The following is a 23,518-nucleotide window of genomic DNA, read 5'->3' on the forward strand; positions in this document are numbered from 1 at the left end:
AAAGAAAAGTCCAATAGTGTCCTCGGATCAGTACCGGGTTACAACGACTGCGACCGCAGCGAACACCACACCAATCAAAAGAGCCTTTGTATTCATTGAAGAACGATCGGGCAGTTTAACCCGAAGAGATAGAGCTATAATCACGCCCCCCGTTAACCCGGTCGCGATTGAATAGAGCATGCTACTTTTGTCCGCGTTGAGACCGATCAATATGCCGACCGTAAGTGAAGCGACAAAATATGTACGTAGCCATCCAGACATATGCCCGGGGTGGGTTTTATAGAGATAAATATTCACTCCAAATAAATGCAGCGAATAGGCCAACGTTCCTATGACGTACAGTTCAGGCGAAGTTGCGGTTGCTTGCATGACTGTAATGGCAAGCAAGCAGTTATAGGTTCCGAGTGCCACAGTATCCAAGCCAAGAGACAACCTGTTGTCGACCCCTATCTCGCGACCGGCTTCCAACAAGTAGTAAGCGAGAAATCCTAGCAGAGAGTAACCATACAGCGAGTGTTCCCATTTCCCGGTTGCAGCTAAACCGGCTGACAATTCACCGATTTTTGGCAGCAAGAAAAGGAAAGCATAGCCAAGTCCGATCCCTGATGAAAAATCAGATAGCCAGCTTGCCGGGGCCGGGAATCTGCGGAAAAAAGACACGCAGAAGACGTGAACAGTACCAATGACTGCAATCGATGTTATCGCGAGGTATGTCGGCGCTTCGAACACGGCTAAGATCCAACGAACATATTACAAGCAGATGAGACACTCGTTGTGATCAAAAGCACAACCCAGAAAGTGAAGAAGGTGCGATAGCGGCTTTCTCAGAATGCCCACCGACTAGTTTTTTGAGTACCGATCGTACTGAACGATCAACGGCAGCTTTTGTCTGCTTAACAGCCAATTATTCAAGTTTGCCAAACACGTGCCTCGAGCCCATCGCGCCCAATGACGCAAGGTTTGCCAATGAAAAAGAAGCACGGAAAGCGAGAATTACATGGTTGAAGGCGTGCCTTGAAACAAACACTTGTACAGGCGCTCGGCCTTGCCGAATTGAACCCGGTGCGTTCACAAGCGCATGGCCTTGTAACCCCCAAGAGAGCCTGGACCATGCGTCTCTTTCGGAAGCCTTGCTGCCAGTGAGTTAAATAAACTCAGATCAAAACGTTATTTGGCCTCAAAAACCATCTCGCCCTCGACGAACGTCTTTAATATCTGCGTCTCACTGACCTCCGAGATCGGAATTTCAAATAGGTTGCGGTCAAGCACGATGAAATCGGCAAGCTTGCCGGTTTCGATTGAGCCAAGCTCTTCTTCCGCAAAATCCAAGTATGCAGAGTTGATTGTGCGGGCATCAATTGCCTGCTTCAGCGTGATCGCTTGGCCCACCGCAGGATCGGGTGGACTCGTGTCAGCCACAGGATCGATACGGGTCACGGCCGCCTCGATCGATGCCAATGGGGTCTGCATGAACAACGGACCATCAGAAGCGATAACGACCCGTCCTCCGGCGTCAGCCACAGAGCGCATTGGGAAAACCCTCTGCGCGCGTTCCGGGCCAACCACGCGGTTGACGACATCGTTGTGGGGGTTCGAAAACCATAGTACTGGCGAGAATTCCGGTGTCAGATCGAGTTCTACCAGTCTTGGCATGTCATCTTCCGATATGAAAAACGAATGGGCAAGCTGGTAGCGGCCTTTCAGCTCGCCGAGTTGGTTTCGTGCGATTTCCATTGCGTCCAGAACAAGCCTAGCACCGCGATCACCCACAGTGTGGAAAACCATGCCTTTCATACCTTGTTCTTCAAACCGGATAATGTCGGCCACAAGTTCCTCTTCGGTGAAAAAGATTAGCCCATAGTCGCCCTGACCAGAAGCAAGAGGATCATACTTTGAAACCGCGTCAGATTGGGACTGTTCCGCTTTCGAGGCGTTCGTCAGGAAAGGTTCCAGCATCGCTCCGGTTTCAGTCGGAATGCCATCGATATTGACCTTAATAAAGGTTGGGTCCAGCCGTGGCGCGATCAAGTCTTGAAACGTGTCGATTGCAGCACGTTGGTCTTCCACGGATTGATATGCCCGCGTCGGAGAATCGTAGGTCCACGCCACACTAACCCTGATCGGAAGCCCCTCGGTCGTTGCAAGCCGATGTAGCGCCTGCACATTTATCAATTCGCTATGCATGTTTCTGGCAGATGTCACACCCATTGAGGCAAGCAAGTGTAGCACGTCCCTTGCGCCATCAACGTGGGTTTCGATATCCAGCCCGCGTAGAAATGGCATCGCGTAAAGACCCATCGCGGCCTCTTTCATGTAGCCTGTTGCTTCTCCTGTTTCTGGATCCCGCACAATGATCCCGTTCCGTGGGTCCGGTGTATCGACATCAATACCGCTATCGATCATCGCCGGTGTATTCAGCACTGCCTCGTGCCCGGTTGCAGTGATAATATAGGCCGGAATATCAGAGACTGCCTCATCAAGCCAAGTAGTGTTCGGTTCTCCATCAAACAACTCGTTGGCCAATCCAGATCCAAAAAGGTATTCGAGATCTGGGCGCGCAGCTACAAATTCGCGAATCAACTCCGTTGCCGCTTCCGGGTCGGCATCGCCCGGGAGTAGGATCACCTCGTCAGACAATGCCGCAGCAACGTACCAATTGCGGAAATGAACATGGATGTCATAAAGGCCCGGCAATACCATCGCACCCGCAAGGTCGATCGTTTCAGTCTCGCTCCCAGCCAGCGCAACGACTTCTTCTGCTGAACCGACAGCAATGAAACGTCCATCCTCAATCGCAAACGCCTGGGCCCATTCTTGTTCAGGGTCGACCGTATAGACCTGCGCATTGGTGTATATGGTGTCGGCGGTTTGAGCGTGTACTGCCGTCGTCGCAAGGGCGATTAATGCAACGGGCGCTAACAGGAAGCGAAATGAGAAGGCCATGGGGCTATCCAATCATTGTGCAAACATTGATCCTCGCCAACGCAGGGATTGGCTGAACGGGACCCTCAAGCAAGCTTCCGAGCAATGCGCGCGCGCCCATCTGATGCACAGCGTTGAATATCTTGATACTATTAGCAACTTAAATTACCGCGATTCAGTTCTGAAATTTACCCTTGCTTTGTCCGCAAGCGGGGCCTTCAGCTCCGGGTCGTCGAAGGTCAGCTTTCCTTAGCCTGACCGCTTTTTTTGCTTTCTTCTTTGATCTGAGAGCGGAAATTAAAACAGTTAATCGCTAATAGCGGCAAAGTCTGCAAAGCTAGAATTGCAAGGCGCAGGTTTGAAGGCCTGGTTTGGGCTGCGGCGAGTTGCTGATCTTAAATCATCCCAAGATCCATCTCAGGCCTTCATCTTAAAGTTAGATGGCTGCTGCAATGGAGGGCGGCCGAGCATTTGCCAATCCTAACGGTGCTGAGTCGCAATTTCTCTAAAGCTTCCGTTATCGATGTTGAGCACAACAATCTAGGAGATGGCTTATGGAGTTATTGTTAGACCAACTTCTTCAGACAAACTCCTAAGTGTACCACCGTGACAATGCCAAAAGCGGAATATCCCCACAAACGGAAAATTGATGTTATATAGAGAAATAGGAATATTAATTCTTGAGTTGCAGATCATCGGCACCACCGAGCTATCTTGATTTAGGAGTTCCACATGCTTCGAGCTTTTGTTTGTTCTATCTCACTAGGGCTGGCATCATCGACTGTCCTTGCAGATGCTGTTCCAAGTGAAGAAGCCGCGGCAGGCTTGTTCTCAGATCAACCGTATTCCCCGTATGCCGAACGCACTTTCCCCGAGCGACCGCTGTGGGGAGACACGCATCTTCACACCGGGCTTTCGCTGGACGCAGGTGCTTTTGGGAACACTCTGTTGCCTGATGAAGCATGGCGTTTTGCAAAAGGTGAACAGGTTACTTCTTCAACGGGTCAACCAGTAAGACTGGCCCGGCCTTTGGACTGGATGGTTCTCACGGATCACACTGACCTAATGGGATTCGCCCCTGACCTTCAGGCTGGCAAGCCAGGCGTTCTTGCCGATCCGAAAGGTTTGGAATGGTACGAAGGTTACAAGGCAGGCGGCGAAGAGGCCGGCAAAGCGGCGTTCGATATCATTACCAATTTCTCGCAAATGACCCTGCCAGAAGTCCTTCTGGACTCCTACAGCCCGGGTGCTGACGCTTTTGCTTTTACATGGGAGCAAATCGTTCTGGCTGCGGAAGAACATAACGACCCCGGCAATTTCACGGCGTTCATAGGGTTCGAGTGGACTTCCGTACCCAAGGGCTTCAACCTGCACCGGAATGTTATGCTGCGCGATGGGCCCATCAGGGCGCTTCAGATGGTGCCGCCAGTCACGCAACCGCCCTTTGGTGATACCGACCCAAGAACGCTGTATTCATGGCTAGATGACTATCAAGAAAAAACGGGTGGTCGCGCGGTAGCTTTCGCCCATAATGGCAACCTGTCGAACGGATGGATGTTCCCGACCGAAGACACCTATCACGGTGGCAAGGTCGACGAGGAATATGTGGCTGCCCGCGCAAAATGGGAACCCCATTACGAAGTCACTCAGATCAAGGGCGATGGCGAAGCGCACCCCTATCTGAGCCCCGACGACGAATTCGCGGATTACGAAAACTGGGACGTTGGCAACCTCGACATAACCGAGCTGAAAACTGATGACATGCTGGCCGGCGAGTACGCCCGAGAAGCCTTGAAGCGCGGTTTGTTGTTGGAAGATAAGTTCGGCGTGAACCCATATAAGTTTGGCATGGGTGGCGCGACGGACAGCCATACGTCTCTGGCAACTGCTGAGGAAGACAACTTCTTCGGAAAATCCGTCAGCGTTGAACCTTCGGCCACGAGAATAAAGCATCCTTTCATCGCCAACGATCTTGGCGAAATTCCTGGCGACCTCCTTGTAGCTTCCGGGTACACGGCCGTTTGGGCGACCGACAATACTCGCGCTGCGATCTTCGATGCGTTCAAGCGGCGCGAAACCTACGCGAGCACTGGACCGCGGATTGGTCTACGGTTCTTTGGCGGATGGGATTTCGATGACGCTGATGTTGAAACTCGCTTCCTTGCGGATGTGGGCTACACAAAAGGTGTTCCAATGGGTTCGGATCTGCGACCTCGCGAGGGTGAAGGTCCGCCCACATTCCTGATCGCTGCTCTGCGCGACCCGGTCGGGGCCAACCTGGATCGTGTACAGGTGATAAAGGGATGGCTCGATTCCGAAGGTGCTTTGCAGGAAAACGTCTATGACGTGGCATGGTCGGACAACCGTGTTGCCGATCAAAACGGCAAGATCCCTGCGGTTGGGAATACCGTGGATCTGGAAACCGCCAGCTGGACCAATACAATTGGAACCGCCGAACTGGTAACCGTTTGGTCTGATCCTGATTTCGATCCAAATGCGCGGGCATTCTATTACGTACGTGCGCTCGAAATCCCAACCCCACGCTGGGTGTTGTACGACAAACTGAGGTTTGGTGCGGAGCTGCCGGAAGATGCGGTACTTACGCATCAGGAGCGCGCGTATTCCTCGCCGATTTGGTACACGCCGGCAGAGTGACCTTACTTCGTGCAGATTTGGGGACCCAGGTCGCAATCACTAACTCGGGACGCTCTTATGATAAGCGGCGCACCTTGAGTTGCAATTCCTTGTGTTATTCAACTGCCTGATGCCAGCATAAAACATAATGCCGTATCGCGTTTCACGCAGGAGCCTTCATGCGAATAGTGAAAGAACCTCTGTTCCATTTCTTCTTGATCGGAGCTGCCATATTCATTTGGTTCCACATAATATCACCAGATAACGACGCCGCTGCAGATCCGGAGACGATAGCGATAAGCGAAAGTGATGCCGCGCTGTTAGCTTCACAGTTCGAAGCAAGGTGGAAACGCCAGCCAAGCGGTTCTGAGCTACAAGCGTTGGTCGACGCTTCAATTCGCGAAGAAGTTTTAGTTAGAGAAGCAAGAAAACTTGGCTTGGAACGCGGAGATAGCGTGATCAGGTCGCGGCTGAGCCAAAAGATGGATTTTCTGACCGAAGCCATCGCCGCTTCAGTTATTCCAGAAGACGAAGATCTAGAGGCTTTTCTCCAACAAAACGCGGACCGCTACGCGACACCCAATAAGGTCGCGTTCACTCAAGTTTTTCTTGGTGAAGAACCAAGTGAGACCGAGATTGAAAGGGCACTGGCCGCCTTGCTTGCGGAGCAAGAGACTTCCGGCTTGGAAAGCGCGACACTGCTGCCTGCATCAATGCCCCTAACCGCGACACGGGTAATCGACTCGGTCTTTGGAACCGGATTTTCCAATGGTCTCGCCAATCTCGAAAAAGGCCAGTGGATGGGGCCGGTCCAATCGGGTTACGGCATCCATCTGGTGAAAGTGCTTGCCATTGAACCAAGCCGGATACCTCGCTTGCAAGAGATCCACAGTGTGGTGCTTCGTGATTGGCGTCGCGCCATGAGCGAAGATTTGGCGCAGGCGCAATACAAGGCTCTTGCCGACAATTATGAGATCACAGCACCCGATCTCACAGGTCAGGTCAAATGAACTTCATCTTCAGCTTGATGTTTGCTCTGCTGTTCACGTGGCCCACGGGGTACGCCAACGCGCATGCGCTTGATCCGGGATACTTGGAAATTCGACAAATCACTACGGACACTTGGAGTGTTCATTGGCGAAAACCAGATGTTTATGGTCAACCAATGGCGATTGATGCGGTGTTACCGGATGGCTGTACACCCTCACACGGCCCTGACCCAATCTCCGATGGGCGAGCGTGGGTTTCTTCCTGGGTTGTCGAATGCCGTGCTGAGATCGCGGGCCAATCCATCGAGATCGACGGACTGGCGGCACAAAAGAACGACGTTTTGGTCCGTGTGCATCCTCTGCACTCCGAGCCTGCCACGCTTCGTTTCACCCCGGATGCTGCCATCCAAAACATACCTTTTGAACAGACAACATGGTCTGTTTTCATAGCCTATTTTCAGTTGGGTTATGAACACATACTAGAAGGTTGGGATCATCTGCTCTTCGTCTTCGCCCTATTTATTTTGGTCCCTGATCCGTGGAGACTGGCGGGGGCAATCACGGCATTCACCTTGGCACATTCAATAACACTGGCACTGGCAACGCTGGGATTTCTGAATGTCCCCGGCCCGCCGGTCGAGGCCGTCATTGCGCTTTCTATCGTTTTTTTGGCAATGGAAATTGTTAAGGGCGGTGACGGGCGTTTTCGACTTTCAAAACAAAAGCCCTGGATCGTTTGTTTCGGATTTGGGCTTTTGCACGGCCTTGGTTTTGCAGGCGCTTTGGCCGAGATAGGACTTCCCTCCAACGATATTCCTGCAGCCTTGTTTGCCTTCAACCTAGGCGTCGAAGCTGGTCAGTTGAGCTTTGTCGGAGCTTTGGCACTTCTTGTCGCGATCTGGCGATTGATGGCACGTCCAGTTAGCCAAAGGGCGACTGTGATTGCCGCTTATGGCATCGGGTCAGTATCGATGTACTGGCTCATAGAACGCATAAGTGGGTTCTAAAGCGCTAAACCTCGATGTCGTTGAGGTGGTAGATCGGCTCAAGGCACTAGTCGATTGCGAAGCGCGCAAATTGACCGGATGCAGGTGCAACCGCGCAGAATAGGCTGCGAACAAAAGCCCACTTCATCGCATGCCCAACGTTTGTTTACCTAAGCGGCCATAGTTGCTCCCTGTACAAACTGCGGATCGGGTACTCATACTTCAGCCAGCACCTTCAAACCCGCTCGCCATAAATGGGATAAAACAAACGACAAGCGATGTTTAACGGGTTTAATATGAAGCGATCTTTGGTTGAGTGGTCAGTTCCCCTGCGGACCAAGCAAACCACTACTTCAATCGCCGGATAGCGGTCGATGCCTACCAGGATCACGATTGGGCGAATGACCTCGGGAATGCTTTTGAAGTACTTGACGGAGTTTGGTCTGGTCATTCCCAAACGCCATCCCGTGCCACGGTGAAGCCTAGTTAATCTGACATAACCTTTCACTTGTGTTCTGCTAAGAAAGCCAATGCGTCTCTCTCGAAACGCGGCCACTCTGGGTCGTTGTCCGGCATGGCATGGTTAGAGCTTTCGTAGGCGATGAACTTCGCGTTGGGTAATCCCTTAGCGAACAGTCGCCCCTGATCGACCGGTTGCATCCTGTCTCCCGTCGCATGACAAACCAGGCACGGCACCTCAACCTTTGACAATGTTTGCCGGATATCAATTTGGTCGATCACATCGCGATACCGTCCCATGTTTTCGGGCGAGATCATTTGGCTCATGTCTTTTGCATATTGCCGCCGGGCTTCTTGGCTCGCGCCTGGCACAATGATCTGCGCCATCAAATCGCGTAGAGACGGATACTCGTCGTCCCACCCTGCAGTCATCATGTGTTTCATAGCCAGAGCCCGCGCCACATCCTTCGGAGACTTACGTTTTGCTCGTCCTACTGGGAAACCACCGATCATAACAATTGCCGAGACCCGGTCTGGTCGACGGGCTGCAAAGGCGGCGGCTACAGCAGACCCCTGTGAAATCGCAAGGATTGGCGCGCGCTTTAAACCAGCCGTGTCGTAAACGGTTTCCAAGTCATCGACGAACCTATCGAACGTGCAAGTTTCTGCATCCCAGTCAGAAAGACCGTTGAGCCGTGCATCAAATCGAATTAGTCGGTGATGTTGCGCAACCGAAGTGCAAATTGGAGCCACCGCAGGATTGCGCCAGTCCAGTTCTAGATGTCCAATCCAACTTGGTGCTTTAACAACCGGGGATCCGTCACCCACTACGCTCCAAGCCAGACTAATGCCGTCATCAGTTTGACAGTAGCGGATTTCTTGTGTTTTGGCGAAATCAACTCGTGACTTTGATACACCTTCATCAGTGAAATTAATCGACAATACCTCAATCGGCTGTGCAATACCTTTGAGTGTCCGCAGTCCCTCTCTGTGCAATCGGTTGGCATAATCCGACCCGGCAAGATCGCAGAGTACTTTTGAGACCAGAATGCCACCGGGTTCAGCTGCCGCTTGGAGACGTGCCGCAATGTTTACGCCGTCTCCGAAGATATCTTCACCGTCCACAGTGACATCGCCTACATGCAAGCCTGCTCTAAGCTGAATGCGTTCTGGAACCAAATATGGATGGTCTGGCTCTCTAAGGTGGGATTGAATCGCGATTGCCCCTTCGAGTGCGTGACTCGCTGACGGAAATTCTATTAGTGCCCCATCGCCAAGAAGTTTGACCACCCGGCCATGGTGCTGTCCGACGATTGGTGTCACCAAATCGCGGTACAGCGTGTTCAGTGTTTTGAGCAGTGCCTTTGAGCCACCCTGCATCATCCGACTGAAGCCGACGACGTCGAGAGACAGGATTGCAGCAAGGCGACGTTGGCTCATGGTTATTTCCCGCAAGATTGCTCGAAAACTCTACCACGCCCATAAGATGTTAGAATCGATAACTTGTCAGAAGGCGTGTTTTTTGCTTCGAGATTACCGTTCGCAAGGTCTCTAAAAGTCGGAAAATCGGAGATACAGTCACGTAAAGTGCCTGCAGATACGTCTTTTTGCGAAAGGCCGTTTTGTCCGAGTCTCTGTCCTTGCCTCGATCTTGATGAGCTTACGCAGACGGAAGAACCGGACCTGAAAGACTGAAACCTCGAACCGGAGACAGCCAAGAACCGCATAGCGAAGACAGGCGTCATCAGACAGAAGCGCCCACATGACAACAGTGAGCGCAAATCAGCTAAAAGAATGAGCAGGTACTCCATTTCTCGCCAAATTGCGGCGTCGCTATCGACTCAAGGCGTTCCATGATAAACTTAGCGAATTTAGTGGGGGAAAATCCCGATGGAGTACTACGACCTCGGCGACTACACTCGTAAGATTTCAACGTCGTCAGATAACGCTCAGAGATGGTTTGATCGGGGCTTGGCGTGGACATATGCCTATAATCACGAAGAGGCGATAGTTTGCTTTCAAAAGGCTCTTGCCGCCGACCCCGATTGTGCGATGGCGCATTGGGGCATCGCGTATTGCATCGGACCTAACTACAACAAGCCTTGGGAAACTTTTGAGGACGACGAGAAGCCCGACTGCATCGCATTGGCAAGTGCATCAATCGAAGCCGCTACCGCGCTTTTAGATCGATTGACACCAATTGAACGTGCCTTGATCGAGGCGATCCCATCCCGCTATCCGAGTTCGCCAGACGTAGAGGATTTCAGACCCTGGAATGATGCCTTTGCTACCGCAATGCGCAAAGTCCATGCCGAATTCAGCAATGATCTGGACGTGTGCGCCGTCCTTGCCGAGGCTATCATGAACCGGACGCCTTGGCAGCTTTGGGATTTACCGACCGGGAAGCCAGCCGAAGGCGCAGACACGCTTGAGGCAATTGGCGTGCTCGACACAGCGTTCTCCTCTCTTCCTGGCGCATGGGAACATGCTGGGCTTCTGCACATGTATATCCATCTGATGGAAATGTCCCCACACCCCGAAAGGGCGCTGCGCCATGGCGATGCGCTCAGCACACTGATTCCGGACGCCGGGCACCTACTGCATATGCCTACTCATGTCGACGTTTTGTGCGGTGACTACATGAACGTGGTGCTTCGCAATCAAGCGGCCATCGTTGCCGACAGGAAGTTTCTGAAGCACGAAGGCCCCGACAACTTCTACTCCGTTTATCGCTGCCACAATTACCACTTCAAGATCTACGGAGCGATGTTCCTCGGACAACCGAGTGCAGCGATAGAAGCGGCGGAAGAATTGATTGCGACATTACCTGCGGAGACCCTTCGCCCTATGGCCGACTGGTTCGAAGGTTTCATCCCTATGAAGCAACATGTTCTGATCCGGTTCGGACGCTGGCAAGAGATACTCGATCAGGACCTGCCAGTGGATGAAGAGCTTTTCTGCGTCACTACCGCCATGATGCGGTACGCGCGAACCGTTGCCTTGGCGAACCAGCACAAGATCACTGAAGCCGATGGTGAAAAGGTAAAGTTTTATGAAGCTTTGGATCAGGTGCCTGAAACCAGAATGCTGTTCAACAACACGTGCCTCGACATCTTGAAGGTTGCTGAGCAAATGATGCTAGGTGAGCTAGCCTATCACAAGGGAGAGCACGAGAGCGCTTTCGAGCATCTGCGCAGATCGGTCGAGATTGATGATGCGCTGCCCTATGACGAACCCTGGGGTTGGATGCAGCCCACTCGGCATGCGCTCGGCGCTTTATTATTGGAGCAAGGCCATATGGTGGAAGCGGAAAGCGTCTATCGCGCCGACCTTGGTCTGGATGCAACGCTTAGCCGGGCCTGCCAGCACCCAGGCAATGTCTGGAGCTTGCACGGCTTGTACGAATGCCTAACTCGGCGCGGTGAAACGGTTGAAGCGCCCCAAATAAAACTACAACTGGACAAGGCCGCTGCCCGCGCCGAAGTGCCAATCAAAGCATCATGTTATTGCCGGCACAAGGCTTTGGCAGCCGAGTAGTCGGCTGCCAGAAGGACAGTCTGCGTCAAAAGCAACATCTACTTTACCCGCAATGCGGGCTTCAAATCGAGTTGGTCGAACGGCCGCATAGAATCCAAAACTCTAAAACGCAGCGCCCTAGCCGATTGCCGCTATGCAGCAATATCGTTGACTCTGCTCTCTCGGGTGTCTTATCGCTGTTGTCATGATGAAATCGTTCTTTGCACTCCAAGACTATTATCCTCAGCTTCGATAGCTGCGGGTGCTTCATCATTAGTTTCCGCTGCCCCTGACAGCGGTCAACAAACAATCGACCTTGTGCCGGGCGGCAAATTTAAAGGTCGAAAAATGAACAACAACAGAAGAAATCAAAACACTTCACTAGGTATCGTGGGGTTTGGTGCGTTCGGACAGCTTGCAGCCCTTCATCTTAGCCAGCACTTCGAAATATCTGCTTACGATCCGTCCCCAGACGTTGCCAAGGCCGCAAAGCAACTCGGAGTACGTCCGTCATCATTATACTCAGTATCGCAGGCTGACGTGGTCCTCATTGCTGCACCAGTGTCCTCATTTGAGCAAGTTGTCAGCGAGATCGCGGCTGCTTGTAAGCCCAGCGCGCTGATTGTTGATGTAGGCTCAGTAAAGGTAGTTCCCTCGGAAATCATGCGGCGGCGGCTACCGAACGATGTAGACATAATCGCGACCCACCCCTTGTTTGGTCCTCAGAGTGCTGCGACAGGTATTAAGGGTTTGAAAATTGCCGTCTGCCCCATTCAGGGAAGGCAACATGCCAGACTTGCTGCGTTTTTGCGCAAGACACTGGGTCTGACTGTCATCATGACAACACCAGAAGATCACGACCAAGAAGCGGCAGTAGTTCAAGGGCTCACGCACCTCATCGCCAAAGTGCTTCTGCGAATGGGACCGCTGCCAACGCGCATGACCACGAAGAGTTTTGACTTGCTGTCTGAGGCGATTTCCATGGTTCAGCACGATGCGCCAGAAGTATTCGAAGCGATTGAGAAGGCCAATCCCTACGCCGAGACCGTGCGACGACGGTTTTTTGATATGGCCGCAAGTCTGAGTGTAGAGCTGGAGGCAGCATTTGATTACACCGCCAACAACAAAAACGGACATTGAATACTTATCGGATCTCGAACAACGCATAGTGAAAGCGTCGGGCGAACAGGCCTTTTTCATTAAGGCCTTTCCAAAAACATCCCGAAGGGTGACGGGTCCGCAATACAAACCGGTTTTTTCCACCACGTCTCTCGCGAAACCGAAAAAGGCTGATGCGTCGAGGCGGTCCTCTTTGGATGTTTCGCGCAGAACAAGGGTTAGATCGATGTAACGCGATGCGGCTTCTTACAGTTCATCAAGATGCACTGCTTTGCTCCTGCCTCGGACGGAGTAGATTCGCGTAACCGGGCCGCCCTCCGGCTGCAGCGCCCCCGTTATTGCGGAAAGCTTAGGACGCAAAGGTCAAATTCAACTGATGCCCAACGTTGGCAGCGCCTTCCGATGTCGAAAGTACCCTGCTTTTCTGGTCTGACTATGACGGTTGGATCAGGTTTGTGTGACATTCAACAGGAAAGTTGTGCGATACATAGTTTTACCCTCCAATGACACTTAAGTCATTGACTATTAGTCATTCGGTAATTCTTCGGCGTACAGGTTTTGCCGTTTGCTGCTCAAAAGCCTTCCACAACAAAGGTGCGTCTAGAAAGCCGTCACTACGTTAATTGCGGTGCAAGTTCGAGGAGCGTCCACGTCGAGCCATAGGACGAAATGAAGCCCGTCATCTGATCAAAAAATATTTGCTCTTCAAGCCGGAAGACATCGCACGATCGGGTTTCAGAAGAAAATACAGTTTCAATTGAACCTGTTCAGATGATCAAACCATGTCCCGAGCTTAGATTGTGCCAAATTTTGGATTTCATCCTTCAATTCCGAAACCAATTTCAAGTATCAGCACTAGACTGCTACAGCCTGCAGCAACTCATCGCGTGTCACGTCTTCCCTGGTGCCGTTGATTATGACTTCTCCTCGTCGCAACGCGATAAATCTGTCGGCAAGTTCATAGGCAAAGTCAAAGTATTGCTCCACTAGAATGATTGCCATTCCGCTCGTGGTTCTGAGGTGTCGGATGACTTCGCCTATCTGTTGGATGATGTTGGGCTGAATACCTTCGGTCGGCTCGTCCAACAGAAGCAGGCGTGGTCGTGTTATCAATGCCCGTGCAATCGCCAGCTGTTGCTGCTGACCGCCAGAAAGGTCACCTCCGCGACGGTTTTGCATCTGTTTGAGGACCGGGAACATATCAAATATATCACCTGGAATGAAATGTTCGCTGGCAGGCAGACAGGCATACCCCGTTTCAAGATTTTCGCGAACTGTGAGCAAAGGAAATATCTCACGACCTTGTGGGACATAGGCCACACCTTTCCACGCCATTTGATGAGCGGGCAGGACGCCCAGAATTTCCCCGTCCAGTTCCAGACTGCCGCCCGATCGCGGATGCGTACCTGATATTGCTTTCATCAGGCTGGTTTTCCCGACACCATTGGTCCCCATCACGCAAGTCACTTCACCTTGTCTGGCTTCCATGGAAATCCCGTTGAGGATTTGCGAATGCCCATAATGCAAAGTCAGATCTGTTAGCTTCAGCATTGTTTAGCGCCCTAGATATACGTCGATGACGTCCTGGTTAGATGTCACGTGATCAAGACTGCCTTCAGCCAAGGCGGACCCTTCGTGTAGAACCGTGACTTTGCAATTCAGGCGTCGGACAAATTCCATATCGTGTTCCACCACAACAACGGCACGGGTTCTGGCGGCTTGTACTAGCAAGTCGGTGGTGTGTTCGCGCTCCTGCGGTGTCATGCCAGCGGCAGGCTCGTCCACCAGCAAAAGTCGCGGCTCCTGAGCCAGCAGCATGCCAATTTCCAGCCACTGCTTTTGACCGTGGCTCAGTTCACCAGCTTTGCGGCTTAGATTCTGATACAGGCCGATTTCGACAGCCAGATCTTCAACTTTCTGCAAATCGTCAGTGGAGGTTCGATAGAAAAGCACGTGAAGCCAGCCACGTTTGTTCTGAAGCGCCATCAGCAAGTTTTCCTGCACGGTCTGGTCTTCGAAAACCGTGGGTTTCTGAAACTTCCTTCCGATCCCAGCCTGAGCGATCTTTGCCTCGGACAGCCCCAACAAAGATACCGATTTCTCCCCCCAGATGACACGTCCTTCATCGGGCCGGGTTTTACCTGTAATGATGTCCATGAACGTGGTCTTGCCTGCCCCGTTTGGGCCGATCACAGCGCGAAGCTCGGCCTCGCCGATCTGAAACGACAAGTTGTTGATAGCACGGAAACCATCGAAAGTGACCGAAACGCCGCTAACCTCAAGCAAAGTGCTCATTCGATGGCCTCCTTCTCGCGCAGAGCGCCGTCATCCGGTCCCAGATTTGCCCCATGCCTGTCCGGGTGGCGGCTGTCGGTCCACAAGTCGAACAATCCTCCGATACCCTGCGGGGCGAACAGCGTAACCAACACAAAAGTTATGCCCAATAGCACCTGCCACCAGTCGACCCATTTGATCGTGTAAAATCCAAGCGGAATATCCGGGGCCTGTCCGCCCGTGAACCACGTGCTCAGAAGACTGACAAAAGCTGCACCAATTACCGCGCCATACAATCGGCCTCGTCCACCGATGGCGACCCAGACGGCCAAATAGATCGAGGCGATAGGGGCCATTTCCTCGGGATTGATGATGCCTGCTTGCGGGTAATAAAGCGCGCCGGCAATGGCTGCGATACAAGCAGTCAGGGTGAAGACGGCCAGCTTGAATACCTCGACTGAATAGCCAAGGAAGCGCACCCGTGCCTCGTTATCGCGAATGCCGCGGATGACCGAGCCGAACTTGCCTGACACGATCCAGGCTGCCAGCATATAGCCCAGACCCAAGGCCAGCGCCGAGGCCCAGAGGAACCAGATCGACACCACGTCCTGCGAAGCGGTGACACCTGGCAGGTTCTGCAGGCCGGACAAGCCGTTGTTCCCACGCAACCCGCTGTCGTTCTGAAACAGATACAGGGCCAGTGCCAACGTCATCGCCTGTGTCAGGATCGATAGGTATACACCGGTGACACGGCTCCGGAAAGCCAACCATCCGAAGACCAGCGCCAACAGACCCGGGACCAGCACAACCAGGATCAGTTGCAGGGTCAGGCTGTGGGAGAACGCCCAGATCAACGGAAACTCCGACGATCCGACAACGCCAAAGACTTGTGTTCCAATCGCGTCCACCACTTCGGACGACGTCGGTGGAATTTCGGCCTGTGCCAGCGAGTCGACCACGATCAGGCGGGTGCGTTCGTACATCAGCCACATGCCGATCATGTAGCCCCCCAGCCCGAAGAAGGCGAAGTGACCCAGTGACAGGATGCCGGTGAAGCCCCAGACCAGATCCATCGCCACTGCGATCAGGCAAAGGCACAGGGTTTTGCCCAGCGTTTTGACGAAACTGGTCGAGATTACACCGATCCCGAAACCCTCGGACAGGATGGTTACGCTCAGGGTGAACAGGGACAGGATGGCAAGAAAGACCAGCACGGATGGGTTCTTGGCGATAAAGCTGCGTTCCATGGCTCAATCCCCCGCCGCGCGACCCTTGAGGGCGATAATGCCCCGCGGCCGAAACTGGATGAAAATGATGATGAAGATGATCATGTAGGTTTGGGCCGCGAGGGTGTTCGACGGGATCATCCACTCGATCCCCTTCTGCAGGAAGCCGATCATACCCGCACCTGCAAGCGCCCCCCAGATGTTACCAACCCCGCCCACAACCACTGTCATGAAACTTTGCACGATATAGTCGCTGCCCAGATCGGACGTGACCTTGGCGAATAGGCCAATCGCGACCCCGGCGATGCCGGCAATGCCGGAGCCAAGCCCAAAGGTCAGCATATTCACTCGCCCGGGATTAATCCCCATTGACGCCGCCATGCGCGAGTTCTGCGTTACTGCACGCATCTCAAGCCCTAGCCTCGTCCGTTTGATGATGTAGAGGAAAAGTCCCAGAAAAATAAGCGCCAGAACGAAGATCGCAATGCGGATGTAGCTGATTGAAACCACGTCATTCAGCATCCACGAACCATCCAACCAATCGGGAGCAGTCAGCGGGCGCGCCTGCGTGCCAAAGATATTCTTGGCCAGCTGCTGTAGGGCAATTGAGATGCCGAACGTTGCCAGCAACGTCTCCAATGGGCGAGCGTAAAGCCAGCGGATCACCAACCGCTCCATAGCGACGCCCATCGCGAAGGTGACAGCAAAAGCAATTGGAATAGCAACCATGATCGAAAGCGTATGATCAGGGATAATCTGCTGCACCACGTAGCCGGTATAAGCACCCATCATGATGAACTCGCCATGGGCCATGTTGATCACGCCCATCACGCCGAAGGTGATGGCCAGACCGATGGCGGCGAGGAAATAGATCGACGCCAGTGAGATCGCGTCCAGCGTCAGGTCGAGTGTTTGGCTCAGGCCGACCTTCAGTTCGATCTGTTGCAGGGCTTTCTCTGCTGCTTCAGTGACCTCGGCAGATGGCTCACTGTAGGTTTCGAAGAATACATGCGTGTTAACTGCGGCGTTGACATCCGCCTTCGTGACCAAGGCTGGCACAGTCCCCGCCTCTGCCAGAGAGTTATACGCACGCGCGCGCATTGCATCTGAATTCAGCTGTGCGACGGGAGTACCACCTACACGACCACCTTCTATATTGGCCGCCAGTGCCGATCTGATATCTTCCGCCGAAACACGCGGTGCGGCCAGGTTTCCTGCAACGAGCAAGTCATATGCTTCGTCAGACGTTAAGGCGTCTGAGCCCGCTTCAAGAATAACGGCGACGTTCAGGTCCTGGGGCAATTCGGTAGCGGCTTGGCGGGCAGTGACGAGCAACGGGTTCAGAGCCGCACGAACGTCTACGCCCAGATCGCCGGACATTTCTTTGATCGCCGCCACGCGGGCTGCGGTATCTTCGTCAAAACCAATCGTCAGCAACCGTTCCAGCCGCTGCTTTTGCGCCTTCAACTCTGCTTCGGGTTCATCCCCTATCGAAGCGCGAAGTGGCTCCAAGAGTGCACTTTCGGGATCACGTTGGATGGATTGCAATGCGGCCAGACGTTTTGCGCGATCCGGATCGGTCAATTGAAACTGGACCAGAGCGGTCCCGATCATCGCGCGGATACCGCTGTTGGGCTTCAGCTGCCTAAGCTCGGATTTCTCAAACGTACCGACGACTTCTCCGGTATCGAAGTCGGTCAATTCATACGACCGCCCCTCTCCTTTCTGGCCAGAAAAGAACAGACCGTCCGACTTGCGCATCCACATGTTCTTGGCTGCCCATGTCTCAAGCATCACTTGCGCCTGAGGCAAGCCGCTTGACGCAATCGCATCAATCGCCGGTTTGATCGTCTTGCGCGAGCTTTTGGCGATGATCTCCTGATGCTCTTGCAGGATCGGTTGCAGACCGACCTCTTGTGCGTTGGCAGTCAGGCAGGCGCACAGGATTGCGAGGCCCGCAAGGAAAAGTCGTACCATGTGGTGAAACCCGAATGTCTTTATTTTAGCAAGGCGGGCAAACAAACCCGCCTTGCGTGTCGGTTAGTAGTTCGACAGGGTCTGAACGCAGGTCTTGGTCTCGGTGTTGTACATACCGCAACCCAGCTCTTTCCAATCCGAGACGAGCACAGCCGACTCCGGCAGGAAGTCGGTCCAGGCGTCACCCGGCACGACGTCGGTTTCGCTGATGATATCGAACTGACCGTCTTCTTGAATTTCACCGATCAGAACCGGTTTCGCGAGGTGATGGTTCGGCAGCATCACAGCGGTGCCTCCGGTCAGGTTCGGGAATTCCTGCCCATACATCGCGGCGCGCACGGCATCGACCTCGGTCGAACCGGCCTCGGTCGCGGCGTTTACCCACATGTTGAAGCCGATGTAATGCGCCTCCATCGGGTCATTGGTCACACGTTCATCACCCATGGTGGTTTTCCAGGTGTCCACAAATTCCGCGTTGGCCTCAGTATCCGCCGACTGGAAGTAGTTCCAAGCGGCAAGGTGACCGACGAGGTTGGTGGTGTCCAAACCGGACAGTTCTTCCTCACCGACCGAGAAGGCCACGACCGGAATGTCATCTGCCGAAACACCAGCCGCTGCCAATTCCTTGTAAAAACCAATATTGGCGTCACCATTGATGGTCGAGATCACACCGACTTTTTTACCATCCGCGCCCAGCGCGACCACGTCCGCCACGATCTTGGACCAGTCGGAATGGCCGAAAGGCGTGTAATTAACGAAGATATCTGCTTCCGCGATACCTTTTTGCTTCAGATAGCTTTCCAAGATATTGTTGGTGGTCCTGGGGTAGACATAGTCTGTGCCGAGCAGAGCGAATTTCTCGACCCCCAGTTCCTCCAGGAAATAGTCCGTGGCGGGGATGGCCTGTTGGTTCGGAGCAGCACCGGTATAAAAGACGTTTTTAGAGCTTTCTTCGCCCTCATACTGGACCGGATAGAACAGAAGACCGTTTAGTTCCTCGATCACTGGCAGAACCGACTTGCGGCTCACCGAAGTCCAATTGCCAAAGATTACATCCACCTCGTGGACGGTTAGCAGCTCACGCGCTTTTTCGGCAAACAGAGGCCAGTCAGAGGCCGGGTCGACCACGACAGCTTCAAGCTGTTTACCCAGCAGACCGCCCTTGGCGTTTTGCTGGTCAATCAGCATCAGCATGGTGTCTTTCAACGTCGTTTCCGAGATCGCCATCGTACCGGAAAGCGAATGCAGCACTCCAACCTTGATCGTGTCTTCGGTCGACAAGGCGGCGGTGGCCATGACAGCAAATACTGCCGATCCGGCGAGTGTGGATTTGAGCGATTTCATGTGATCCTCCTGGCGGGGCCGGGAGAGAGGGCTTGCACAAAGGCACACTCTTCTTCTACCTGATCCCCGCAACTGTTGTTGCGTTCCGTGTGGCGGTTGTGTTCGAGGTCCAATTCGCGCAGCCGTCACACACCCCCGGGTCGTTTCCGCGGTGGCACCCATACGGTTTCTGCATCGCAGCAAGCTTGGCAACTTACCTTTAACCCAATTCGGAAAATCGGCGCGATGCGCCTAATTTTTCATCCAAGACCGGGGTCGCTGTCTAAAATTTAGACGCGCGATGTCGAATTAAGCAGATTTCGACACTGTAGATTAGTGTTCCGCCCCTTCAACAGAGAAACAAGTGGCACCAATCAAAGCTCCAAAGGTGCCCTATTACCCACGTTGCAGCCATATTGCCTATGCACAGTGCTATTCCACCGCGCGCTGCAGGCGCCGTCAGTTTGAGTACCAAGCAATTGGGTGACAGGACGGTGCTGAACAAGTTTCGCCAGTCCGGGTCTTATAAATGTCTGTTCCCCAGAACCAACACACCTGATCTTGACGCGGTTCTTCTTAACACGGCAGGCGGCGTAACCGGAGGCGACTCATTTCGACTTTCCGGTAAGGCAGCAAAAGGAACGGCGCTGACTTTGACAACACAAGCCTGCGAGCGCGCCTACAAGGCCAAGCCGCAAGAATGTGGCCAGATTACCAGTCATCTGACTGTTGAGACTGAAGCCCGGCTGAACTGGTTGCCGCAAGAGACTATTCTGTTCAATGGCAGCGCTCTGGAGCGACGCCTGAAAATCGAGATGGCGCCAGATGCCGAGATGCTGATGGTAGAGCCGCTGGTCTTCGGCCGCATTGCGATGGGCGAGACGCTGACCGATATCCGTCTAAACGATCGGATCGAGATACGGTACCAAGGAAAAAAGGTGTTCCTTGACGCGATCCAGTACTCGGGTGATTGGCACAAACATCTGTCCAAACCGCATATTGCAAACGGCGCGGGTGCGATGGCGTTGATCGTCTTCGTATCGGAGTCAGCCGAAGGTCATCTGAATGCCATTCGTCAGATGCTGCCCAATACCGCAGGTGCAACTATGATCCGCAATGACCTGTTGGTTGCTCGTGTTCTTGCCGAAAACAGCTTTGCCCTCCGTCGCACATTGATGCCGATCTTGCGACGGTTGAACAAAGACACGCTGCCTCGATGCTGGATGCTTTGACATGAACCTGACCCCTCGCGAAAAAGACAAACTGTTAGTCGCCATGGCCGCCGAAGTCGCCCGCAAACGCCTGGACCGCGGCGTCAAACTGAACCACCCCGAGGCGATCGCCCTGATCACCGATGCCGTGGTCGAAGGTGCACGCGATGGGCGTTCAGTTGCTGACATGATGCAAGCCGGGGCCGAGGTGATCACCCGAGAGCAATGCATGGAAGGTGTGCCCGAAATGATCCACGAAGTTCAGGTCGAAGCCACCTTTCCAGATGGCACCAAGCTGGTGACCGTCCACAACCCCATTCGCTGAAAAAGGAAACCAATATGACACGCATGCTTTTCCCCGCCCTGATCTTCGCTGGCCCGGCAGCCGCCCATAACGGAACGCATATCCACGCGCACGGCACCGATTATGCGGCGATGGGCGTTGGGCTGGCGGTTGTTGCGCTGGCTGCTGTCGCGCTGATCACAAAGCTGAACAAATGATCCCCGGGGAGCTGTTCCCGGCTGATGGTGAAATTACCCTGAACCCCGACACTGATGCGATCACTTTGATGGTCGCCAATACCGGCGACCGCCCGGTTCAGGTCGGCTCACACTACCATTTCGCCGAAACCAACCCGGCGCTCGACTTTGACCGAACTGCCGCGCGTGGCCTGCGCCTGGACATTGCGCCAGGCACCGCTGTGCGGTTCGAACCGGGGCAGGCCCGCGAAGTTTCGCTGATCCCGATCAGTGGTGCGCGCAGGGTCTACGGCTTCAATCAAAAGGTCATGGGGGCACTCTGATGCCAGCAAAAATCAAGCGCTCAGACTACGCCGCGATGTTCGGCCCGACCGCAGGGGATAAGCTGCGGTTGGCCGACACCGATCTTGTGATTGAGGTCGAACGTGATCTGACCAGCTATGGCGAAGAGGTCAAGTTTGGTGGCGGAAAGGTAATCCGCGACGGGATGGGGCAATCTCAGACCACGTGCGCCGAAGGCGCTGTGGATACGGTCATCACCAATGCTCTGATCGTTGATCACTCGGGCATCTACAAGGCCGACGTTGGCCTGAAAGACGGGCGGATCGCCAAGATCGGCAAGGCGGGAAACCCCGATACACAACCCGGTGTCGACATCATCATAGGACCCGGAACCGAGGCCATTGCTGGCGAGGGTCGTATCCTGACGGCAGGTGGGTTCGACAGTCATATCCACTTTATCTGCCCGCAACAGATTGAAGACGCACTACATTCCGGCCTGACCACCATGCTGGGCGGTGGCACAGGTCCTGCGCATGGGACATTGGCCACCACTTGCACCCCCGGTCCATGGCATATCGGGCGGATGTTGCAAGCGGCGGATGCTTTCCCGATGAATCTGGCCTTTGCGGGTAAGGGTAACGCTTCGCTGCCTGCCGCGCTCGAAGAACAGGTCAAAGCCGGAGCCTGCGCCCTGAAACTGCACGAGGACTGGGGAACCACCCCGGCCGCCATTGATTGCTGCCTGTCGGTGGCCGACGCGATGGACGTGCAGGTGATGATTCACACTGACACGCTCAATGAATCAGGCTTTGTTGAAAACACCGTGGCGGCCATGAAGGGTCGCACTATTCACGCTTTCCACACCGAAGGCGCAGGCGGAGGCCATGCTCCGGATATCATCAAGATCTGCGGCGAGAACCACGTTCTGCCGTCCTCGACCAATCCCACGCGGCCCTTCACCGTGAACACGGTTGAGGAACATTTGGATATGCTGATGGTCTGTCACCACCTCGACAAATCCATCCCCGAGGACGTGGCCTTTGCCGAAAGCCGCATCCGGCGTGAGACAATCGCAGCCGAGGATATACTGCACGACATGGGCGCATTTAGCATCATCGCGTCTGACAGTCAGGCCATGGGTCGGGTCGGAGAGGTTTTGATCCGCACGTGGCAAACCGCTGACAAGATGAAGAAACAGCGCGGGCGCCTGCCCGAAGAAACCGGTGAGAACGACAACTTTCGCGTCCGTCGCTATATCGCCAAATACACGATCAACCCTGCTATTGCCCATGGGCTCAGCCACGAGATCGGGAGCATCGAGGAAGGCAAACGCGCCGACCTCGTCCTTTGGAACCCGGCCTTTTTCGGCGTGAAGCCCGAGATGGTTCTGCTGGGCGGCACCATAGCCTGCGCGCAAATGGGCGATCCCAACGCGTCGATCCCTACACCGCAGCCGGTTTATAGTCGGCCGATGTTTGGCGCTTACGGACGGTCAGTGGAAAACTCGGCGATCACATTTGTCTCGCAGGCGGCCCATGCGGATGGGATCGGTGATACACTGGGATTGGCAAAGCAAACCGTCGCCGTCCAAAACACACGAGAAATTGGCAAGCAGGATCTTCTGCTGAACAACGCGACACCGCATGTCGAGGTCGATCCGGAAACCTACGAGGTGCGGGCGGATGGCGAATTGCTGACTTGCCAACCCGCCGAAACGCTGCCGATGGCGCAACGGTATTTTTTATTCTGATCAAAAAATGTGCTGCGTTGCGGCGCGTGCAAGGCAGCAATGACCAAATACGCACTTCTAAGTGAGGCCAATATGACAGATATAAAAACCCATGGGAGGACCAACGTTTACGAGGGTCCAAATGGCACACTCAGCAACACATACAAACACGCGCTTTTCGCTGGCCGGTTTAATCGTATCCATCGGGTCGTCAATTTACTCGGCCCTGATCAGCGTAGCCGAAGCTCAATCTCGCGTCCGGAAAGTCGAATTCCTGCAATCGCTCAGCGACGAAGAGCTGAAAAACCGCGGTCTGACGCGCGAACGGATCGTGCATCGGGTGTTCTCGGACTCAATCTGGCTCTGACTATTCCCGCTGCAGAGGAGGTGA

At 54.0% G+C, this 23,518-nt stretch carries 19 protein-coding genes; 11 read left to right on the plus strand and 8 right to left on the minus strand.

The annotated features are described in order from the left end of the window. Positions 1 to 27: 27 nt before the first annotated feature. Together ACR0DK_RS03800 and ACR0DK_RS03805 are read right to left on the minus strand one after the other, a co-directional pair. Complete coding sequence (locus ACR0DK_RS03800; protein WP_170392770.1) at positions 28 to 729, minus strand: hypothetical protein; 702 nt, start codon at positions 727 to 729, stop codon at positions 28 to 30. A 438-nt stretch (positions 730 to 1,167) separates the two neighbouring features. Further along, positions 1,168 to 2,943 (minus strand): amidohydrolase, encoded by a 1,776-nt coding sequence (locus ACR0DK_RS03805; RefSeq protein ID WP_170565392.1) that lies wholly within the window; start codon positions 2,941 to 2,943, stop codon positions 1,168 to 1,170. 711 nt (positions 2,944 to 3,654) lie between these two features. Between ACR0DK_RS03805 and ACR0DK_RS03810 the strand changes: the two genes are divergently transcribed. The 3 genes from ACR0DK_RS03810 to ACR0DK_RS03820 all read left to right on the plus strand — a co-directional run bounded on the left by ACR0DK_RS03810 (position 3,655) and on the right by ACR0DK_RS03820 (position 7,552). Further along, positions 3,655 to 5,577, plus strand: coding sequence for a DUF3604 domain-containing protein (locus ACR0DK_RS03810; RefSeq protein WP_223117011.1), 1,923 nt, complete (start codon positions 3,655 to 3,657; stop codon positions 5,575 to 5,577). 158 nt (positions 5,578 to 5,735) lie between these two features. Beyond that, positions 5,736 to 6,566 (plus strand): peptidyl-prolyl cis-trans isomerase, encoded by an 831-nt coding sequence (locus tag ACR0DK_RS03815; protein WP_480734810.1) that lies wholly within the window; start codon positions 5,736 to 5,738, stop codon positions 6,564 to 6,566. Between the two features lie 155 nt (positions 6,567 to 6,721). After that, positions 6,722 to 7,552 carry a HupE/UreJ family protein gene (locus tag ACR0DK_RS03820; protein WP_480734812.1) on the plus strand — a complete coding sequence of 277 codons (831 nt, stop codon included), beginning with the start codon at positions 6,722 to 6,724 and terminating at the stop codon, positions 7,550 to 7,552. A gap of 483 nt (positions 7,553 to 8,035) precedes the next feature. On the opposite strand, the gene ACR0DK_RS03825 is transcribed toward ACR0DK_RS03820, so the two are convergent. Then, on the minus strand, positions 8,036 to 9,430 hold the full coding sequence (locus tag ACR0DK_RS03825; RefSeq protein ID WP_255611849.1) for an alpha/beta fold hydrolase: 1,395 nt from the start codon (positions 9,428 to 9,430) through the stop codon (positions 8,036 to 8,038). A 450-nt stretch (positions 9,431 to 9,880) separates the two neighbouring features. Between ACR0DK_RS03825 and ACR0DK_RS03830 the strand changes: the two genes are divergently transcribed. Then, positions 9,881 to 11,527, plus strand: a complete 1,647-nt coding sequence (locus tag ACR0DK_RS03830) for a hypothetical protein (RefSeq protein ID WP_170565409.1) — start codon at positions 9,881 to 9,883, stop codon at positions 11,525 to 11,527. A 147-nt stretch (positions 11,528 to 11,674) separates the two neighbouring features. After that, positions 11,675 to 12,646 carry a prephenate dehydrogenase/arogenate dehydrogenase family protein gene (locus ACR0DK_RS03835; RefSeq protein ID WP_480734815.1) on the plus strand — a complete coding sequence of 324 codons (972 nt, stop codon included), beginning with the start codon at positions 11,675 to 11,677 and terminating at the stop codon, positions 12,644 to 12,646. 834 nt (positions 12,647 to 13,480) lie between these two features. On the opposite strand, the gene urtE is transcribed toward ACR0DK_RS03835, so the two are convergent. From urtE to urtA, 5 genes are all read right to left on the minus strand, one after another. Further along, positions 13,481 to 14,176: an urea ABC transporter ATP-binding subunit UrtE gene (gene urtE, locus ACR0DK_RS03840; RefSeq protein WP_223117014.1), complete on the minus strand. Its 696-nt coding sequence runs from the start codon at positions 14,174 to 14,176 to the stop codon at positions 13,481 to 13,483. A 3-nt stretch (positions 14,177 to 14,179) separates the two neighbouring features. Then, entirely contained in the window at positions 14,180 to 14,920 is a 741-nt protein-coding gene (gene urtD / locus ACR0DK_RS03845; protein ID WP_170392779.1) for an urea ABC transporter ATP-binding protein UrtD, read from the minus strand. Continuing rightward, positions 14,917 to 16,146, minus strand: a complete 1,230-nt coding sequence (urtC, locus tag ACR0DK_RS03850) for an urea ABC transporter permease subunit UrtC (protein ID WP_170424908.1) — start codon at positions 16,144 to 16,146, stop codon at positions 14,917 to 14,919. The genes urtD and urtC overlap by 4 nt, the downstream gene beginning before the upstream one ends. A 3-nt stretch (positions 16,147 to 16,149) precedes the next feature. Then, entirely contained in the window at positions 16,150 to 18,102 is a 1,953-nt protein-coding gene (urtB, locus tag ACR0DK_RS03855; RefSeq protein WP_480734818.1) for an urea ABC transporter permease subunit UrtB, read from the minus strand. 63 nt (positions 18,103 to 18,165) lie between these two features. After that, complete coding sequence (gene urtA / locus ACR0DK_RS03860) at positions 18,166 to 19,446, minus strand: urea ABC transporter substrate-binding protein (RefSeq protein WP_480734820.1); 1,281 nt, start codon at positions 19,444 to 19,446, stop codon at positions 18,166 to 18,168. A 443-nt stretch (positions 19,447 to 19,889) separates the two neighbouring features. On the opposite strand from urtA, the gene ACR0DK_RS03865 reads away from it, so the two are divergent. From ACR0DK_RS03865 to ACR0DK_RS03890, 6 genes are all read left to right on the plus strand, one after another. Further along, entirely contained in the window at positions 19,890 to 20,657 is a 768-nt protein-coding gene (locus ACR0DK_RS03865) for an urease accessory protein UreD (RefSeq protein ID WP_480734822.1), read from the plus strand. Between the two features lies 1 nt (position 20,658). Next, on the plus strand, positions 20,659 to 20,961 hold the full coding sequence (locus ACR0DK_RS03870; RefSeq protein ID WP_170392784.1) for an urease subunit gamma: 303 nt from the start codon (positions 20,659 to 20,661) through the stop codon (positions 20,959 to 20,961). A 14-nt stretch (positions 20,962 to 20,975) separates the two neighbouring features. Beyond that, on the plus strand, positions 20,976 to 21,137 hold the full coding sequence (locus tag ACR0DK_RS03875) for a peptidase M23 (protein WP_170392785.1): 162 nt from the start codon (positions 20,976 to 20,978) through the stop codon (positions 21,135 to 21,137). Further along, positions 21,134 to 21,439 carry an urease subunit beta gene (locus ACR0DK_RS03880; RefSeq protein ID WP_170402578.1) on the plus strand — a complete coding sequence of 102 codons (306 nt, stop codon included), beginning with the start codon at positions 21,134 to 21,136 and terminating at the stop codon, positions 21,437 to 21,439. Before ACR0DK_RS03875 ends, ACR0DK_RS03880 begins: the two co-directional genes overlap by 4 nt. Beyond that, positions 21,439 to 23,148: an urease subunit alpha gene (gene ureC / locus ACR0DK_RS03885; RefSeq protein WP_480734826.1), complete on the plus strand. Its 1,710-nt coding sequence runs from the start codon at positions 21,439 to 21,441 to the stop codon at positions 23,146 to 23,148. Before ACR0DK_RS03880 ends, ureC begins: the two co-directional genes overlap by 1 nt. Positions 23,149 to 23,269: 121 nt before the next feature. Next, entirely contained in the window at positions 23,270 to 23,494 is a 225-nt protein-coding gene (locus ACR0DK_RS03890) for a hypothetical protein (protein ID WP_480734827.1), read from the plus strand. The last annotated feature ends 24 nt before the right edge of the window (positions 23,495 to 23,518 follow it).

The organism is Ruegeria sp. CE6 (assembly GCF_056537485.1).

Excerpts from the sequence above, each read along its gene's own strand:
- ACR0DK_RS03805 (WP_170565392.1), bottom strand. The coding sequence starts at position 2,943 with ATGGCCTTCTCATTTCGCTTCCTGTTAGCGCCCGTTGCATTAATCGCC.
- ACR0DK_RS03810 (WP_223117011.1), top strand. The coding sequence starts at position 3,655 with ATGCTTCGAGCTTTTGTTTGTTCTATCTCACTAGGGCTGGCATCATCG.
- ACR0DK_RS03815 (WP_480734810.1), top strand. The coding sequence starts at position 5,736 with ATGCGAATAGTGAAAGAACCTCTGTTCCATTTCTTCTTGATCGGAGCT.
- ACR0DK_RS03820 (WP_480734812.1), top strand. The coding sequence starts at position 6,722 with ATGGCGATTGATGCGGTGTTACCGGATGGCTGTACACCCTCACACGGC.
- ACR0DK_RS03825 (WP_255611849.1), bottom strand. The coding sequence starts at position 9,430 with ATGAGCCAACGTCGCCTTGCTGCAATCCTGTCTCTCGACGTCGTCGGC.
- ACR0DK_RS03830 (WP_170565409.1), top strand. The coding sequence starts at position 9,881 with ATGGAGTACTACGACCTCGGCGACTACACTCGTAAGATTTCAACGTCG.
- urtE (WP_223117014.1), bottom strand. The coding sequence starts at position 14,176 with ATGCTGAAGCTAACAGATCTGACTTTGCATTATGGGCATTCGCAAATC.
- urtD (WP_170392779.1), bottom strand. The coding sequence starts at position 14,920 with ATGAGCACTTTGCTTGAGGTTAGCGGCGTTTCGGTCACTTTCGATGGT.
- urtC (WP_170424908.1), bottom strand. The coding sequence starts at position 16,146 with ATGGAACGCAGCTTTATCGCCAAGAACCCATCCGTGCTGGTCTTTCTT.
- urtB (WP_480734818.1), bottom strand. The coding sequence starts at position 18,102 with ATGGTACGACTTTTCCTTGCGGGCCTCGCAATCCTGTGCGCCTGCCTG.
- urtA (WP_480734820.1), bottom strand. The coding sequence starts at position 19,446 with ATGAAATCGCTCAAATCCACACTCGCCGGATCGGCAGTATTTGCTGTC.
- ACR0DK_RS03870 (WP_170392784.1), top strand. The coding sequence starts at position 20,659 with ATGAACCTGACCCCTCGCGAAAAAGACAAACTGTTAGTCGCCATGGCC.
- ACR0DK_RS03875 (WP_170392785.1), top strand. The coding sequence starts at position 20,976 with ATGACACGCATGCTTTTCCCCGCCCTGATCTTCGCTGGCCCGGCAGCC.
- ACR0DK_RS03880 (WP_170402578.1), top strand. The coding sequence starts at position 21,134 with ATGATCCCCGGGGAGCTGTTCCCGGCTGATGGTGAAATTACCCTGAAC.
- ureC (WP_480734826.1), top strand. The coding sequence starts at position 21,439 with ATGCCAGCAAAAATCAAGCGCTCAGACTACGCCGCGATGTTCGGCCCG.
- ACR0DK_RS03890 (WP_480734827.1), top strand. The coding sequence starts at position 23,270 with ATGGCACACTCAGCAACACATACAAACACGCGCTTTTCGCTGGCCGGT.